Annotated in this window: 15 protein-coding genes and 1 rRNA gene; 4 read left to right on the top strand and 12 right to left on the bottom strand. The window is 72.5% G+C overall.

From position 1 onward, the window contains the following. Nucleotides 1-114 precede the first annotated feature (114 nt). On the bottom strand, nt 115-1,050 hold the full coding sequence (gene xerD / locus ABD987_RS42940) for a site-specific tyrosine recombinase XerD (protein ID WP_378214204.1): 936 nt from the start codon (nt 1,048-1,050) through the stop codon (nt 115-117). Between the two features lie 72 nt (nt 1,051-1,122). On the opposite strand from xerD, the gene ABD987_RS42945 reads away from it, so the two are divergent. Then, the gene (locus tag ABD987_RS42945; protein ID WP_345408489.1) at nt 1,123-1,629 is read left to right on the top strand and encodes a DUF1707 SHOCT-like domain-containing protein; all 507 of its coding nucleotides are present in this window, start codon (nt 1,123-1,125) and stop codon (nt 1,627-1,629) included. A 6-nt stretch (nt 1,630-1,635) separates the two neighbouring features. Here the strand turns inward: ABD987_RS42945 and ABD987_RS42950 are convergent, their stop codons facing one another. Then, nucleotides 1,636-2,265, bottom strand: coding sequence for an NUDIX domain-containing protein (locus ABD987_RS42950; RefSeq protein WP_345408491.1), 630 nt, complete (start codon nt 2,263-2,265; stop codon nt 1,636-1,638). Next, nucleotides 2,262-3,962: a CTP synthase gene (gene pyrG, locus ABD987_RS42955; protein WP_345408493.1), complete on the bottom strand. Its 1,701-nt coding sequence runs from the start codon at nt 3,960-3,962 to the stop codon at nt 2,262-2,264. Before pyrG ends, ABD987_RS42950 begins: the two co-directional genes overlap by 4 nt. Before the next feature lie 104 nt (nt 3,963-4,066). On the opposite strand from pyrG, the gene aroA reads away from it, so the two are divergent. Both aroA and ABD987_RS42965 read left to right on the top strand, forming a co-directional pair. Continuing rightward, the gene (aroA, locus tag ABD987_RS42960; RefSeq protein ID WP_345408495.1) at nt 4,067-5,362 is read left to right on the top strand and encodes a 3-phosphoshikimate 1-carboxyvinyltransferase; all 1,296 of its coding nucleotides are present in this window, start codon (nt 4,067-4,069) and stop codon (nt 5,360-5,362) included. A gap of 193 nt (nt 5,363-5,555) precedes the next feature. Further along, complete coding sequence (locus ABD987_RS42965) at nt 5,556-6,830, top strand: alginate lyase family protein (RefSeq protein ID WP_345408497.1); 1,275 nt, start codon at nt 5,556-5,558, stop codon at nt 6,828-6,830. Between the two features lie 18 nt (nt 6,831-6,848). Here the strand turns inward: ABD987_RS42965 and ABD987_RS42970 are convergent, their stop codons facing one another. The 8 genes from ABD987_RS42970 to ABD987_RS43005 form a co-directional block, all read right to left on the bottom strand. Continuing rightward, on the bottom strand, nt 6,849-7,811 hold the full coding sequence (locus ABD987_RS42970; RefSeq protein WP_345408499.1) for a copper transporter: 963 nt from the start codon (nt 7,809-7,811) through the stop codon (nt 6,849-6,851). Further along, nucleotides 7,808-8,992, bottom strand: a complete 1,185-nt coding sequence (steA, locus tag ABD987_RS42975; protein WP_345408501.1) for a putative cytokinetic ring protein SteA — start codon at nt 8,990-8,992, stop codon at nt 7,808-7,810. The genes ABD987_RS42970 and steA overlap by 4 nt, the downstream gene beginning before the upstream one ends. Nucleotides 8,993-9,108: 116 nt before the next feature. Beyond that, entirely contained in the window at nt 9,109-10,905 is a 1,797-nt protein-coding gene (gene recN / locus ABD987_RS42980) for a DNA repair protein RecN (protein WP_345408503.1), read from the bottom strand. Nucleotides 10,906-11,006: 101 nt separating this feature from the next. Next, nucleotides 11,007-11,921, bottom strand: coding sequence for an NAD kinase (locus tag ABD987_RS42985; protein WP_345408505.1), 915 nt, complete (start codon nt 11,919-11,921; stop codon nt 11,007-11,009). Beyond that, nucleotides 11,918-12,748 (bottom strand): TlyA family RNA methyltransferase, encoded by an 831-nt coding sequence (locus ABD987_RS42990; RefSeq protein ID WP_345408507.1) that lies wholly within the window; start codon nt 12,746-12,748, stop codon nt 11,918-11,920. Before ABD987_RS42990 ends, ABD987_RS42985 begins: the two co-directional genes overlap by 4 nt. A 4-nt stretch (nt 12,749-12,752) precedes the next feature. Then, complete coding sequence (locus ABD987_RS42995; RefSeq protein WP_378214209.1) at nt 12,753-12,938, bottom strand: hypothetical protein; 186 nt, start codon at nt 12,936-12,938, stop codon at nt 12,753-12,755. Between the two features lie 76 nt (nt 12,939-13,014). Then, nucleotides 13,015-14,013, bottom strand: a complete 999-nt coding sequence (locus ABD987_RS43000; protein ID WP_345408511.1) for an HAD-IIA family hydrolase — start codon at nt 14,011-14,013, stop codon at nt 13,015-13,017. After that, nucleotides 14,006-14,716 (bottom strand): tetratricopeptide repeat protein, encoded by a 711-nt coding sequence (locus ABD987_RS43005; protein ID WP_345408513.1) that lies wholly within the window; start codon nt 14,714-14,716, stop codon nt 14,006-14,008. Before ABD987_RS43005 ends, ABD987_RS43000 begins: the two co-directional genes overlap by 8 nt. A gap of 246 nt (nt 14,717-14,962) precedes the next feature. Here ABD987_RS43005 and ABD987_RS43010 point away from each other — a divergent pair, with 246 nt between their 5' ends. Continuing rightward, nucleotides 14,963-15,910 (top strand): hypothetical protein, encoded by a 948-nt coding sequence (locus ABD987_RS43010; protein ID WP_345408515.1) that lies wholly within the window; start codon nt 14,963-14,965, stop codon nt 15,908-15,910. Between the two features lie 116 nt (nt 15,911-16,026). On the opposite strand, the gene rrf is transcribed toward ABD987_RS43010, so the two are convergent. Beyond that, nucleotides 16,027-16,144, bottom strand: a 5S ribosomal RNA gene (rrf, locus tag ABD987_RS43015). Nucleotides 16,145-16,152 lie beyond the last annotated feature (8 nt).

Raw genomic sequence — 16,152 nt, forward strand, 5'->3', positions numbered from 1 at the left:
CGGCAGAGTCCTCGGCAGCCTATGCGGGAATTCGCGGCGCTGCCAAAGCGGCTCGCCGACCGCGACGGGCGATCTCTGCCGGGTTTCGTCCGCGCCCCGCGCGTTCTCGGCCGATCAGCCCAGCGCGCGCGGATGCGCGGTGGCGTAGACCTCGCGAAGCGTGTTCACCGTGACGAGCGTGTACACCTGCGTCGTGGTCACCGAGGCGTGGCCGAGCAGTTCCTGGACCACCCGGACGTCCGCGCCGCCCTCCAGCAGGTGGGTGGCGAACGAGTGGCGCAGCGTGTGCGGCGAGACGACCGCCGTGATACCGGCGCGCTCCGCGGTGTCCTTGAGCACCTGCCACGCGCTCTGCCGTGACAGCCTGCTCCCGCGCGCGTTGAGGAACATCGCCGGGGTGCCGCGGCCGTGCGCGGCCAGCGCGGGCCGGGCCCGGACGAGGTAGGCGTCGAGGGCGGCGAGCGCGGGGCGGCCGATCGGCACCAGCCGCTGTTTTCCGCCCTTGCCGTCGAGCAGCACGGTGCGCTCGGCCACGTCGATGTCGTCGACGTCGAGCCCGACCGCCTCGGAGATCCGGGCACCGGTGGAGTACAGCAGCTCCAGCAGAGCCCGGTCCCGCAGCGGGCGCTCCCCGTCCGGCGGCGGGGTTTCCAGCAACCGCAGCACATCCGCGACCGGCAGCGCCTTGGGCAGCCGCTTCGCGGGTGTCGGCGGCCGGACCTCGCGGGCCGGGTCGTGCTCGCTGATGCCGTCGGCGTAGGCGAACCTGTGCAGGCCACGGACGGCGACGAGCGCCCGCGCGGCCGAGGACGCCGCCAGCGGGCGGTGCTCCGCGTCGCCCTCCCGCAACGCGGCGCCGAACGCGGTGATGTGCGCCGAGGTGACGTCGGTGAAGCCCGACACGCCCGCGCGGTCGAGGTGATCGGCGTAGCGGCGGAGGTCGCGGGCGTAGCTGTCCAGCGTGTTGCGCGCGGTGCCGCGCTCGACGGTCAGGTGGTCGAGGTACGCGGCGATCGCGTCGGCCACTGCTCTGCTGCCCGCGCCTGCCACGGGGACACTCTAGGACTCCGGAGGCCGCTTCCGGCCCCGACCGGCCGGGCGCGTCCCGAGGTACCGTGAAGAATGGACCACGACGACCTGCGGATCGGCACGGCCGAGCGGGAGGAGTCGGCGCGGCTGCTCGCCGAGCACTTCAGCGAGGGCAGGATGACCTCCGGCGAGTACGAGACCAGGGTGGCCGGCGCGTACGAGGCCACGACACGGGCCGATCTGCGCCCGCTGTTCGCCGATCTGCCCATGCCGCACCCGGCCTTCCTGGCCCCGCCGCTGCGCATGGACCATCCGCTGCCGTACGCGCCGATGGCGGCGGGCGGTCCGCCCGCCGCCGTCCCGTGGCAGCCACCGCCGATGATGTACTCGCCGAAGTCCCGGACGGTCGCCGGGATCCTGCAGATCGTGCTCCCGTTCGGCTGCGGCCGCCTCTACACCGGGCACGTCGGAATCGCGGTGCTCCAGTTCTTCGTGGTCCTCATCACCGCCGGGATCGGCGCGCTCTGGCCGATCATCGACGGCATCGTCCTGCTCGCCAACGGCGGTTTCGACAGCTACGGCCGCCGCCTCCGCGACTGATCCCGCTCACGACTCCTTACGGGCGGCGAAACGGGCCGGGCGGTCCCGCCACGGCGCGTCGGCGGGGCGGGACGCCGCGGCGCCGGTGACGACGGCGTGCGCGGCCAGCACCCCGCCCACCGTCGCGCCGTTGACCAGCTCGCCGGCCAGTGCCATCCGCACCGCCTCCGCGAGCGGGAAGCGGCGGATCACCAGATCCGCCTCCTCCTCGCCGAGCACCTCACGATCCACTTCGGACAGACCGCGCGCCAGGAAGACCCGCACCACCTCGTCGGTGAACCCCGGCGAGGCCGCGACGTCCACGAGCGTCGACCAGTCCGCTGCCGCGAGCCCGGCCTCCTCGACCAGTTCGCGCCGCGCGGTCCCGACCGGGTCCTCGCCCTCGTGGTCGATGAGCCCGGCGGGCAGTTCCCACAACCGCCGCCCGATCGGGTGGCGGTACTGGTGGATCAGCGTCACCTGACCGTCGTCGTCGAGCGCGACCACCGCGACCGCGCCGAGGTGCTCGATCACCTCGCGCGTCGCGGAGGTCCCGTCCGGCATCACGACCTCGTCGATCCGCAGGCCGACGACGCGTCCGATGTGGACGTCGCGGGTGCCCGCGACGGTGAACTCGTGCGTCCCCGGCTCGGTCACCGGGCCGCCACCGGGGTCTCCGGCAGCTCGACCGGCAGCCGCTCGGCGACCTTGCGGTCCACCACGGCCTTGACGAACGCGCCGAACAGCGGGTGCGGCCGGGTCGGGCGGCTCTTCAGCTCGGGGTGTGCCTGCGTGCCGACGAAGAACGGGTGTGTGTCGGCGGGCAGTTCGACGAACTCGACGAGCCGGTCGTCGGGCGAGGTGCCGGAGAACACCAGTCCCGCGTCGGAAAGCCGCTTGCGGTAGGCGTTGTTGACCTCGTAGCGGTGCCGGTGCCGTTCGGAGACCTCGGTGCCGCCGTACGCCTTCGCGACCTGCGAGCCCGCCTTCAGCTTCGCCGGGTACGCGCCGAGCCGCATCGTGCCGCCCATGTCCCGCTCCCCCGCGACGACGTCACGCTGGTCGGCCATGGTCGAGATCACCGGGTGCGTGGTGTTCTCGTCGAACTCGGCGGAGTTCGCGCCCTCGATCCCGGCCAGGTTCCGCGCGGCCTCGATCACGATGCACTGCAGCCCGAGGCACAGCCCGAGCAGCGGGAGACCGTGCGTGCGCGCGTACTCGACCGCGCCGACCTTGCCCTCGATGCCGCGGATGCCGAACCCGCCGGGGATCAGCACACCGTCCACATCGGACAGCACGGACGCCGCGCCGGACGCGGTCTGCGCGTCGTCGGAGGCGACCCAGACGATCTCCACCTTGGCGCGGTGGGCGAATCCGCCCGCGCGCAGCGCCTCGGTGACCGACAGGTACGCGTCCGGCAGGTCGATGTACTTGCCCACCACCGCGATCCGCACCGTCTCGGACGGGTTGTGCACGCGGTCGAGCAGATCGCCCCACACCGTCCAGTCGACGTCGCGGAACGGCAGGCCCAGCCGGCGCACCACGTAGGCGTCGAGCGCCTCGCGGTGCAGCACCTTCGGGATGTCGTAGATCGACGGGGCGTCCGGGCAGGCGATGACGGCCTCGGTGTCCACATCGCACATCAGGCCGATCTTGCGCTTGAGGTCCTCGGGGATCTCCCGGTCGGCCCGGCAGACCAGCGCGTCGGGCTGGATGCCGATGTTGCGCAGCGCCGCGACCGAGTGCTGGGTCGGCTTCGTCTTCAGCTCGCCCGAGGGCGCCAGGTACGGCACCAGCGAAACGTGCAGGAAGAAGCACTGGTCACGACCGACGTCGTGGCGGACCTGACGGCAGGCCTCCAGGAACGGCAGCGACTCGATGTCGCCGACCGTCCCGCCGACCTCGGTGATCACCACGTCCGGCGCCTGGCCGGACTCGTCGGCCTGCGCGGCCGCGGTGATCCGGGACTTGATCTCGTCGGTGATGTGCGGGATGACCTGCACCGTGTCGCCGAGGTATTCGCCACGGCGCTCCTTCGCGATCACCTCGGAGTACACCTGACCGGTCGTGACGTTGGCCTTGCCGTCGAGGTCGCGGTCGAGAAAACGTTCGTAGTGCCCGATGTCCAGGTCGGTCTCGGCGCCGTCGTCAGTGACGAACACCTCACCGTGCTGGAACGGGTTCATCGTGCCGGGATCCACGTTGAGGTATGGATCCAGCTTCTGCATCGTGACCCGGAGCCCACGTGCGGTAAGGAGCTGACCCAGGCTGGAAGCCGTGAGTCCCTTACCCAGAGAGGAGGCGACGCCTCCGGTGACAAAGACATACTTGGTTGCCCGCGACTGAAGTCCCACGGGCCTCCACCTTATCTCACGCCCGCGGATCCGCTCGGCAGCCATGCGCGAACCGCCCGGATCGCGTCGTCACCGCGCGTGTCGGGCCTACTAAGCTCGCTTCCGTGACAGACGTGAACGCAGCCGAAGACCGCTGGATCGCCCCGGTCGCCACGGGCCCGCTGGACGCCGAGGTGCGCGTCCCCGGCTCGAAGTCGATCACCAACCGGGCCTACGTGCTCGCCGCGCTGGCCGGAGCCCCGACCCGCATCCGGCAGCCACTGGACTCGCGGGACGCGCGGCTCATGCTCGGCGCGCTGTCCGCGCTCGGCGCCCGTTCGCAGGCGACCACCGACGGCGTCCTCGTGCACCCGATGTCGGCGGGCGGCTCGGGCCGCGGCGAGCCGGTCACCGTCACGCTGGGCAACGCGGGCACGGTCGCGCGGTTCACCCCGGCGCTGGCGTCCCTGGGGTTCGCCCCCGTGCTCTTCGACGGCGACGAGGCCATCCGGCGACGTCCGATCGGGCCGCTGCTGGACGCGCTGCGTTCGCTCGGCGCCCGCATCGACGACGACGGCCGCGGCGCGCCGCCGTTCACCGTGCACGGCGAGGGCGGGCTGCGGGGCGGGGCGGTGAACCTCGACTCCTCGGCGTCGAGCCAGTTCCTGTCCGCGCTGCTGCTCGCGGCGCCCGCCTTCGAGCAGGGCGTCACGGTCCGGCTCGTCGGCGGCACCCCGCCGAGCGAGCCGCACATCGCCATGACGATGGACATGCTGCGCCGCTTCGGCGCGGTGGTCGAGCGCGACGGCACCGAGTTCCGGGTGGAGCCGACGAAGCTCTCGTGCCCGGGGTACGTGGTGGAACCGGACCTGTCGACGGCGGCACCGTTCGTGCTCGCGCCGCTGCTGACCGGCGGCACCGTGACGCTGACGGGCTGGCCCGAGCGGACGACGCAGCCCGGCGACTGGCTGCGCACCCTGCTGCCCGCGCTCGGCGCGACCGTGCGGCTCGACGCCGCCGGCCTCACCGTCACCGGCGGCGGCGCGATTCCCGGCGTCGAACTGGATCTGCACGAGGTCGGCGAGCTGACCCCGGTGATCGCGGCGCTGCTGTGCTTCGCCGAGGGCCCCTCGGCGATCTCCGGCGTCGCCCACCTGCGCGGGCACGAGACCGACCGGCTGACCGCGCTCGCCACCGAACTGTCCGCGCTGGGCGCGTCGGTGTCCGAAACGGACGACGGCCTGCGGATCACTCCGGCGCCCCTGCACGGCGGGCTCTTCCACACCTACGAGGACCACCGCCTGGTGATGGCGGCCGCGGTGCTCGGCCTGCGCGTCGAGGGCGTCGGCGTGGAAAACCCCGCCACCGTCGGGAAAACCTTCCCCGAGTTCACCAGCACCTGGACCACCATGCTCGGCTGATCACGCGAGGTCTCCGTCCAATCACGCGAGTTCCGCGTCCAATCACGCGAGTTCGCCCGTGGCGTGGTCGCCGTCCTCGCCTCGTTGACATCTGGGTTCCGCGCACCGCAGAATTCCTTCCGCCACAGCCGCTCGCCGCCCGGCTGCTCGTGGGGATTCGGCGTCCCCGGAAGTTGCGAAAGGGCGATCACAGGTGCGAAAGCAGCTACGCGTACTGGGGGCGGCGGTGGTCACCGCGAGCCTCGCGCTGACACCGTTGAGCGGAACGGCGGAGGCGGGACCGGTACCCCACACGGTGGTGCTGGACGGCGGGCAGCTCGCCAAGGTCAGATCCAGCCTGAGGACCGGCACGGCGACTCCCGCTCAGCGGGACGCCCTTCGTGGCCTGGTGTCCAAAGCGGACGGTTTTCTCGGCGAGGCCCCGTGGGCGGTGACGCACAAGAACCGGACCCCGCCCAGCGGTGACAAGCACGACTACCTGAGCCAGGCGCCGTACTGGTGGGCGAGTAAGCCGTCCACGCCGGACAACCCGCTGGGCTGCCCGTACGTCCAGCGCGACGGCGAGCGCAATCCCGAGGCCGACGCGATCAGCGACCACACCGAGCGCGGCCGGGTCTTCGAGGCCATCCCGTCGCTGGCACTGGCCTGGTACTACACCGGCGAACGGAAGTACGCCGAGCACGCGGTGGCGGCGGTGCGGGCCTGGTTCCTCGACCCGGCCACCCGGATGAACCCGAACCTCACCTACGCGCAGCTGATCCCGTGCCGCACCGATGTCCGTGGCACCGGCATCATCGACTCGACGCAGTCGTTCACGTCCGTCGTCGACGCCTTCGCCGTCCTCGACGCCGGGGCGCCCGGCTGGACCGGCCGGGACCGCGCGGGCCTGACCCGGTGGCTCGGCCGCTACCTCGACTGGATGCGGACCAGCCCGCAGGCGGTGCAGGAGCTCGCCGCCACCAACAACCACGGCACGTTCCTCGACATGCAGAACGCCGCGATCGCGCTGTATCTCGGCGAACGAAGGCTCGCGAAGTCCATTGTGGTCACCGCGAGGACCGAGCGGATCGACCGGCAGATCGACGCCGGCGGCCGCCAGCCGCTGGAGCTGTCCCGCACGAAACCGTGGCACTACTCGAACTTCAACCTGACCGCGCTGGGCAGGCTCGCCGAGATCGGCAGGCATGTCGGGGTGGACCTGTGGTCCTACCAGGCGCCGGGCGGTGGCAGCCTGCGCAAGGCCGTCGACTACCTCGTCCCCGCCGCGATCCACGGGAAGAACGCCTGGCCACACGAGGACATCGGCCCGTTCGACCAGTGGATCGCGGTGGACATCCTGCACGCCGCAGCCGAGCAGGGCCACGACCCCCTGGCCGCCGAGGCGCTGAAGCAGGTGCCCGCGCCCCCGGGCGGCGACCTGTGGCCGGTGCGCCCGGCCTGCGTCTCGCTCAACCTGCCCGCGAAGTAACCGGGCGGACGAGCAAGGTCAGTTCCCGCCCGCGGCGGCGTTGCCGTTGCCGACGCCGGGCGCGGGCGCCTGGGCGTTGCCCCCGATGCCGTAGCGGCCGGAACCGCCGTCGAGCTGTTCCTTCAGCGCGAGGATGGTGCTGATCCGGCCCGCCGCCGCGTCCACGTTGTCTACTGTGGACAGGATGGACGTGATGGCGGTGTCGGCCCTGGCGACGCCGAGTGCGCCCGCGCCCTGTGCCGACCCCGGGTCACCGGCGAGCACCGTGCCCGCGCCGGAGCGGTCCAGCTGCGCGGCGAAGCGGGCGATGGTGGCCGCCCGGTCCCCCGCACCGTCCCCTGTGGACTGCGACCCGGTGAGCACCACGGCGAGCTGGGCCGGCTTGACGTCCTGGCTGGGCTTGACGAAACCGCCATCGGTGAGCCCGCCGAGCGCGGCCGCCAGTTCCGCCGGGGTCGACTGCGGTTTGGCGCTGGCCTTGTCGAGCAGCAATGTCGAGCCGAGCAGCGCGCCGGCGAGCGTGCCGGAGTCGCCCGCGGTCGGGAACTTCGAGCCGGCGGGCTGCAACCGGGTCACCACGTCCCGCAGCTGGTCGGCCTTCGCCGGATCGGTGAACGTGCCGGTCAGCTGCACCTCACCGGTGACCGAGGCACCGGACTCCCCGACGAGCTTCTTGAGCGCGTCACGGTCGGCGGGGCGAGCGTCCTCTGTGGTCACCAGGACGACCGACCGCTTGTCCAGCGCGCCGGCGACGACCTTCGCGCCGGTCGCGCCCGCGAACGCGTCCGCGTCGGCCAGCCGCGCGTTGAGCGCGTTGCGCTGCGCCTCGAGGTCGGAAACCTGTTTGCCGAGGTCCTTCTTCTGGTCCGAAAGCCCCGACAGCAGGCTGCCGTTGAGCGCCGTCGAACCGAGCACCACCCCGACGGCCAGTGCCAGGAAGCAGGCGGCGATGGAAACGACGTGGTACCGCAGCGAAATCACGTGAAGAGCCCCTTGACCCAGCCGATGAACGAGTTCCAGGTGTGGCGGATCCAGTCCAGGTAGACCGAGCCCACATCGGAGACGAGCAGCGCCGCGATCACCACCACGACGGCCGCGAGGACGAGCAGCGCGATGGCCCCGACCGAGACCCGGCTGCGGTGCAGGGTGGCGACCGCCTTGCCGTCCACCAGTTTCGTGCCCAGCTTGAGCCGGGTGAGGAACGTCGACGGGTTGGACCCGGACCGGCCGTGGTCGAGGAACTCCCGCAGCGTGGCCTGGAATCCGACGGTGACGACCAGGCTCGCGCCGTGCGCGTCGGCCAGCAACAGCGCGAGGTCCTCGGAGTTGCCGGAGGCGGGGAAGGTCACCGCGCCGATGCCGAGGTCCTGGATCCGCTCGACACCGGGGGCGTGCCCGTCCGGCTGCGCGGGCACCACGACCTCCCCGCCCGCGCGCAGGGTGTCCGCGCCGATGCCGTGCGGGTCGCCGACGATGACGTCGGGCTTGTAGCCCTGCGCGCGCAGGGTGTCCGCGCCCGCGTCGACACCGATCAGCGCGGGCCGGTGCTCGGCGATGTACTTCTTGAGGTGCTTGAGGTCCTCGGCGTGACCGGTGCCGCCCGCCACCACCAGGACGTGCCGGTCGCGCACCGAGACCTGCAGGTCCGGGACGCCGACACCGTCCAGGATCAGGGTGCGCTCGCGGCGCAGGAACTCGATGGTGTTCGCCGAAAACGCTTCCAGCTGGGTCGACATCCCGGCCTTGGCCTCGATCATCTGGTCGGCGACGCTGTCCGCGGTCTGCTCGATCCCGGAGGCCACCTGGCGCTCGCCGACGTAGACCACGCCCTCGTGCAGCCGGAGCTTGGTGCCGTCCTTGACCGTGCGCAGCAGATCGCCGCCGACGGAGTCGATCAGCGGGATGCCCGCCGCGATCAGGATCTCCGGGCCGAGGTTGGGGAACCTGCCGGAGATCGACGGCGAGGCGTTCACCACCCCGATCACCTCGGCCTCCACCAGCGCGTCCGCCGTCGCGCGGTCGAGGTCGAGCTGGTCGAGTACGACGATGTCGCCGGGACTGATCCGGCGCAGCAGCTCCCGGGTGCGGCGGTCGACCCGTGCGACGCCGGTGATCCCGGGAAGGGCCTCGTTGTTCCGCGTGAGCAGACCGGTGAGCTTCATGTTGCCGATGGTGACAAATTTGCGCGTGAGACTCCGGCCGCCACGCCGAAAGGCGGCCGACTCATTGTGGTGAGCATGGTGACTCCGGCGGGCGGGAAATCCCGCGAACGGCTATCTCACGCGTTCGATTTACTCTTCTTGCCCGCTCGTTTCGGCCGTTTCGCCGGTGCTTTCTTGTCGGTTTCCGCAGCGGCGAGGAGTTCCTCGGCGTGGGCGCGGCCGGTCTCGGTTCCGTCCATTCCGGCCAGCATCCGCGCCAGCTCCCGCACCCGCTCGGGCTGGTCGAGGGTCTTCACCCCGCTGCGGGTGACCCCGCCCGTGGTGCCCTTGTCGACCACCAGGTGCTGATCGGCGTAGGCCGCGACCTGCGGCAGGTGGGTCACCACGAGCACCTGGTGGGTCCGCGCGAGCCGGGCGAGCCTGCGGCCGATCTCGACCGCGGCGCGGCCACCGACCCCGGCGTCGACCTCGTCGAAGACCAACGTCTGCACGGTGTCCGCGTGCGCGAGCACCACCTCGATGGCGAGCATGACCCGGGACAGCTCGCCACCCGAGGCCGCCTTGTGCACCGGCAGCGGCGGCGCGCCGTCGTGCGCGCGCAGCAGCAGCTCGACGTCGTCGATGCCGTCGGGCCCGGCGTGCACCGCGCGGCCGTCGAGCGTCAGCGCCTGCCGGTCGCCGTGCTCGGCAGGCCGCTGCTCGACGGTCACCTCGATCTCGGCCTGGCCCATCGCGAGCCCGGACAGCTCGGTGGTGATGGCGGTCGCGAGCTCGGCCGCGGCCTTGCCGCGCGCGGCGGAGACCTCGGCCGCGTAGCCGGTCAGCTTCACCGCCAGCTCGTCCCGGCGCGCGGCCAGCCCGGCCAGCGCTTCCTCCGAGGTGTCCATCGTGGACAGCCGCAGCCGGGCGTCCTCGGCCCAGGCGAGCACGCCGTCGACGTCCGCGGCGTACTTGCGGGTGAGCCGCTTCAGGTCGGCCTGCCGCGCGAGCACCTTCTCCAGCACGGCCGGGTCCGCGTCCAGCGCTTCGACGTAGCCGCCAAGCTCGGCGCCGACGTCGGTCAACAGGACGGACGCCTCCTCCAGCCGGGGCACCAGATCGCGCAGTACCGCGTCCTCGGCCGTGGACAGCCGGCGCACCGCCTCGCCCACCAGCCCGAGCGCGCCGGGCGCGTCCGGATCGCCGTCCGCCGAGCCCGACACCGCGTTGTGCGCCTCGGTGGCCGACGCGCGCAGCTCGTCGACCGCGGCCAGCCGCTTGATCTGCTCGGTGAGTTCGACATCCTCCCCCGGCTCCGGGGCGACGGCGTCGATCTCGGTGAGCCCGTGGCGGAGCAGATCGGCCTGCTGCGCCAGCTCGCGGGACCGGTTCGACCGCTCGGCGAGCTCGGTGATCACCCCGAGCCACTCCTCGCGGATCTCCCGGTAACTCTGGAGTGGTTCGGCGACCGCGTCCCCGGCGAACCGGTCGATCACCGCGCGCTGCTCGGCCGGGCGCAGCAGCCGGAGCTGGTCGTTCTGCCCGTGTACCGCGATCACCTGCTCGGACAGGTCCGCGAGCACCCCGACGGGCACCGAGCGGCCACCGAGGTGAGCGCGGGAGCGCCCGTCGACCGCGACCGACCGCAGCGCGATGACGCTGCCGTCCTCGTCGATGTCGGCCCCGGCGTCGGTGACGATCCGGCTCGCCGCCTCGGCGCCGGTGAGGGTGAACCTGCCCTCCACGAACGCCTTGAGCGTGCCCGTCCGCACCTTCGAGACCTCGGCCCGGCCGCCGGAGAGCAGGTGCAGCCCCGTGACCACCATCGTCTTGCCCGCACCGGTCTCACCGGTGACGACGGTAAAGCCCTGGTGCAGTTCCAACAGGGCGTCCTCGATCACTCCGAGGCCCTGGATGCGCATCTCGGCCAGCACGACGCCTACCGTAGCGGCACCGGCCGACGGTGTGCGCGCTCGCTCGCCGTGAACGGAGGATTCCTTGCGAAAAAAGCGGGGAAGGCTCCGGTCGCGCCCGCTCAGCGATCGTGTCGTTCGCGCCAGCTCTTGACCGGCAGGGAGAACTTGTGCACCAGCCGGTCGGTGAACGGACCCTCCCACAGCCGCACCAGCCGCACCGGGACCCGCCCGCACACCACCGTCACCCGCGCGCCGGGCGGCAGGTCGAGGTGCCGGGTCCCGTCGCAGGTCAGCACGGCCGAGGAGCCGTCGGGATCGATGCCGACGGTGATCACCGAATCCCGCGAGACCACCAGCGGGCGCGCGAACATGGCGTGCGCGTTGCTCGGCACCACCAGCAGCGCCTCGACGTCCGGCCAGATGATCGGGCCGCCCGCCGAGAACGCGTACGCGGTCGAGCCGGTCGGTGTCGCGCACAACACACCGTCGCAGCCGAACGCCGACACCGGCCTGCCGTCGACCTCGATCAGCGCGTCGAGGACCCGTTCCCGGGTGCTCTTCTCGACGCTGGCCTCGTTCAGCGCCCAGGTGCGGGCCACCTCGACGCCGTGCACGGTCACCGAGACGTCCACGGTCATCCGCTCTTCGACGTGGTAGTCGCGGTCGACCACGCGCTGCACGGTGTCCGCGAGCGCGTCGGAATCGGCCTCGGCGAGGAACCCGACCCGGCCGAGGTTCATGCCGAGCACGGGGATCCCCGCGGGGCGGGCGAGTTCGGCGGCCCGCAGCAGCGTGCCGTCCCCGCCGAGCACCAGTACCAGCTCGGTGCCCGCGGCGGGATCGCCCTCGGGCGCGAGCACCGTGCACATCGAGCCGACGCCGCCGTCCGGGTCGATCAGGTGCCGCACGTCCTCCTCGATGACCCGCAGCCGGATCCCCGCCTTGGCCAGCCGCGCGGACACCTCGCGCGCGGCCTCCCGGGTGGCGTCCCGGTCCGGGTGCACGACGAGCAGCACCTCACGTTCGGTGGTCATTGAGGCCCTTCCTGGACCGCGGTTCGGACGAGCCGCTCGGCCTCCGCCCTGTCTACCCCGTCCACAGTGGACCCGGCCACCGCCTTGCGCAGCCAGACGAAGTACTCGACGTTGCCCGAGGGCCCCGGCAGCGGGCTCGCGACGACACCGCGCAGGGTGAGCCCCAGCCCGGCGGCGTGCCCGATGACCTCGAGCACCGTCTCGGCCCGCAGGCCCGGATCACGCACGACGCCGCCGCTGCCGAGCCGCTCCTTGCCGACCTCGAACTGCGGTTTCACCATCGGCACCAGGTCTGCGCCCTGCCGCGCGCACTCCGTGAGCGCGGGCAGGACGAGCTTGAGCGAGATGAAGGACAGGTCGCCGACGACGAGGTCGACCTGACCGCCGAGCTGTTCGGTGGTCAGGTTCCGCACATTGGTCTTGTCCAACACGACGACCCGGTCGTCGGTGCGCAGCCGCCAGTCCAGCAGTCCGCGCCCGACGTCGGCGGCGAGCACCGTCGCGGCGCCCTCGCGCAGCAGCACGTCGGTGAACCCGCCGGTCGACGCACCGGCGTCCAGGCAGCGCCTGCCCGCCACGGTGAGCCCGAGCGGGGTGAACGCGGTGAGCGCGCCGAGCAGCTTGTGCGCGCCACGGGAGGCCCAGCCCGGATCGTCCTCGGCACGGACCACGATGGGAGCGCCCGACTCGACCCCGGTGGCGGGCTTGGTGGCCACCATGCCCCGCACCGTGACCTTGCCGTCCGCGATCAGCGCGGACGCCTGTTCTCGTGACCGCGCCAGGCCTCGCCGGACCAGCTCGGCGTCGAGACGAGCCCGTTTCGCCACCCGGTCAGACCCTGTCGATGCTGGACAGCGCGACGGTCAGCTCGGTGTGCACGGCGTCGAAGCGGTCGACGTGCTCCACCAGCGGCAGCGCGTCGAGGCCGTCGAGGCCCGCGACGGCCTCGTCGATACCGGCCCGCGGGTCGATCTGCTGCGGGGCCGCCTGGCCGGTGCCCGGCGGCGGCCCCGGCACGGGCCGGGGGGCGGGGTTGGGGTAATCCTGCACCCACACAAAATACCCCGTGGGTCCGACAACCCCGGGAAGCCGGTCAGACCAGTCCGAGTTCGGTCAGCGCGGCGCGCGCCGCCTCACCGTCCCCACGCGTCCCGGTCGTCCCGCTCTCCCAGGCCACCGGGCACAACGCGCGCAGGAGGTCGAGCGGCTCGCCGGTCCCGGACACCACGAGCACGTCATCACTGTGGGTGACCCGCCAGCCGGCTTTCCCGCCGATGGCCAGCAGGTCGGCGCGCTGCCCCAGCCCGGTGAGATCCGCGGCGACGTAGGTCGGCCGCTCGGCGGGCGACGCGCCGAGCAACGTCGCCGGGGTGGTGACCCCGGAGAGCACCACGAGCGAGTCGAGGCCCGCCGCGACCGCGCCCGCGATGTCGGTGTCCAGGCGGTCGCCGACCACCAGCGGCCGGTGCGCGCCGGCCGTCCGCGCCGCCGTGTCGAACAGCAGCGGCGCCGGCTTGCCCGCGACGAGCGGCTCACGGTCGGTGGCGGTGCGCAGCGCGGCCACCATCGAGCCGTTCCCGGGCAGCAGACCACGCTCGGAGGGCAGCGTCGGGTCGACGTTGCTGGCCACCCACACCGCGCCCGCGCGGATCGCGAGGGCCGCTTCGACGAGATCGGCCCAGGTGGTGGCCGGGGAGTGCCCCTGCACCACGCCGGCGACGTCCCCGGCGGCCTCGGCGATCGTGCGCACCGGACGCAGCCCGGCCGAGGCGACCAGCGCGGCGAGCGACTCCGTGCCGACGACCAGGACCACCGACCCCGGCTCGAGCCGCTCCTTCAGCAGCGCCGCGGCGGCCTGGGCGCTGGTGTGCACCTCGCCGGGGTCGGCGGGCATGCCGAGCCCGGTCAGGTGCGCGACCACGTCCTCCGGCGGCTTCGAGGCGTTGTTCGTGACGAACCGCACCGCGGTGCCGTGTTCCCGTACCGCCCGCAGCGTCTCCGGGGCACCCGGGATGACCCGGGTGCCGTGATAGACCGTGCCGTCGAGATCGAACAGCACCGCGTCGTAGGCCGCGAGCAGCGCGTCACTCATGCGACTCGGTCGGCTCACCCGACTCGTTCGTGAGGTCCGCGGCCCGCTCGGCGGCGTCGGTCTCGTCGTTCTCGTCGGCCTCCGCGGCGTTCAGGAACCAGCGCAGCGCCTCTTCCTTGCGTCCCACGGCGACGAGGTTGTCGGCGTAGGCGTAGAACAGCCGCGCGCTCCACGGATCGCGCCTGCCCTCCTTGAGGTCGTCGCCCTGCAGCGAGACCACCGCGGCGTCGAGCTGTCCGAGGTCGCGGCGGGCACCGGCCGCGACGATCGCGAGCTCGATCTGCGTACCCTTCGCCAGCTTCGCGGTGTCGACCTCCTTCGCCAGGTCCAGCGCGCGTTCCGGCCTGCCCAGCGCCCGCTCGGCGTCGGCGATGATGGCGATGTGCTCGTCGCTGCGGGTCATCCGTCGCACGGCACGCAGCTCGGAGAGCGCCTCGGCCCACTTGCCCGCGTGGTAGCAGACGAGCCCGAGGGCCTCGCGCACCAGCGGCACCCGCGACGCCTTCGCCTTCGCGTACTTGACGTGCTCCAGCGCGGCCTCGGGGTCGGTGTCGATCAGGCCGCCCGCGGCGACCAGGTGCTTGCCGACGGTCTCGGCGAGTCCCTTCGGCAGCGTGCGCAGCTCCCGCCGGGCTTCCTCGTCGAGATCGCTGTACTCGATGTCCTCCGGCAGTTCGGGGGCTTCGAGCAGCTCGCGGGCCATCGCCTCGTCGTCGAGCGGGGCGTCGGCCTTCGGGTACGGGGGCCTGGAGTCGCGGCGAGGCTGACGCTCACGGGCCGGACGGTCCTCCCGGCGGGGAGCCGGGCCACGCTCGTCGCGACGCGGCCGGTCGGATCCACCACGGTCGTCGCGCTTCTGATAGCCGCCGCGATCGTCGTCGCGACGCGGCCGGTCAAAGCCACCGGAACGGCCGCGGTCGTCGTCCCGCCGGGGACGGTCGTCGCGACGTTGGTAACCGCCACGGTCCTCGCGCTTCTGATAACCGCCGCGGTCGTCGTCGCGCCGGGGCCGGTCGTACCCACCACGGTCGTCACGCTTCTGATAGCTGCCACGATCATCGTCACGACGTGGCCGGTCGGACCCGCCACGATCATCACGCTTCTGGTAGCCACCACGATCGTCACGGCCGCGGAAGCCCCCGCGGTCGTCGCGACGCCCCTTGTCGAAGCCGCCGCGGTCCTCGCGCTTCTGGTAGCCGCCACGATCGTCGTCGCGACGCGGCCGGTCGAACCCGCCGGAACGGCCGCGGTCGTCGTCCCGCCGCGGACGGTCGTCACGACGTTGGTAACCGCCGCGGTCGTCACGCTTCTGATAACCGCCCCGGTTGTCGTCCCGGCGGGCCTTGTCGAAGCCGCCGCCGGAACGGTCACGATCGTCACGCTTCTGGTAGCCACCACGATCGTCGTCGCGACGCGGCCGGTCTTCCCACTTCCGAGGGCCGTCCTGCCTGCTGCCGTACGCGGCCTTGCCCTGCGGGCGACCCGAGCCGCCGGACCGCCGATCGTCGAACCGGCCACCGCTCCCGCCCTCGGTGCGCTTCTCGTAGCGTCCGCCCGGACGGTCGTCGGAGCGCCGCAGACCGCGGTTGTCGAACCGGTCGCCGCCGCGACGGTCGTCGGAGCGGTTCTCCCAGCGGCCGCCGCGCTCGCCGTCGTTGGAGCGCTTCGCGCCGAAGTCACGGCGCTGTTCACGGGGGCCGTCGCCGCGGAAGGGCTTACCGGCGTTGCCGCTCGCCCCCCGCGCGCCGCGATCGTCGCGGCGCGGGCGGCCCTGGTGGCCGCTGTCGCGGCCGCCGCGGTCCTGCCTGCCGCGTCCGCCCTGCGAGGCGCCCGGCCGGCCAGTGCGGGAACCGGGTTCCCGTCGTCCCGACCGGCCGGACGCGCCACCATCCTCTGAGTCACGTCGACCGAACTCGGACACCTGGCCTCCTGCCATGAAAAACTTTCAACAGACACGCGTAGGGCCCGCTAGGCGAGCCAATCGGCTATCCTAACGGGCCCTACGGAAAGGCTGTTCGGCGGTGTCCTACTCTCCCACAACCCTTCGGTTGCAGTACCATCGGCGCTGTCGGGCTTAGCTTCCGGGTTCGGAATGGGACCGGGCGTTCCCCGCGACGCTATAACCACCGAAACTCTGCG

The sequence above is a fragment of the Amycolatopsis samaneae genome, from assembly GCF_039541975.1.
Classification (GTDB): Bacteria; Actinomycetota; Actinomycetes; order Mycobacteriales; family Pseudonocardiaceae; genus Amycolatopsis; species Amycolatopsis samaneae.

Coding starts and splice junctions, on each gene's coding strand:
- steA (WP_345408501.1), bottom strand. CDS start 8,992: ATGAAGCTCACCGGTCTGCTCACGCGGAACAACGAGGCCCTTCCCGGG.
- ABD987_RS42945 (WP_345408489.1), top strand. CDS start 1,123: ATGGACCACGACGACCTGCGGATCGGCACGGCCGAGCGGGAGGAGTCG.
- ABD987_RS43005 (WP_345408513.1), bottom strand. CDS start 14,716: ATGGCCCGCGAGCTGCTCGAAGCCCCCGAACTGCCGGAGGACATCGAG.
- ABD987_RS43000 (WP_345408511.1), bottom strand. CDS start 14,013: ATGAGTGACGCGCTGCTCGCGGCCTACGACGCGGTGCTGTTCGATCTC.
- ABD987_RS42985 (WP_345408505.1), bottom strand. CDS start 11,921: ATGACCACCGAACGTGAGGTGCTGCTCGTCGTGCACCCGGACCGGGAC.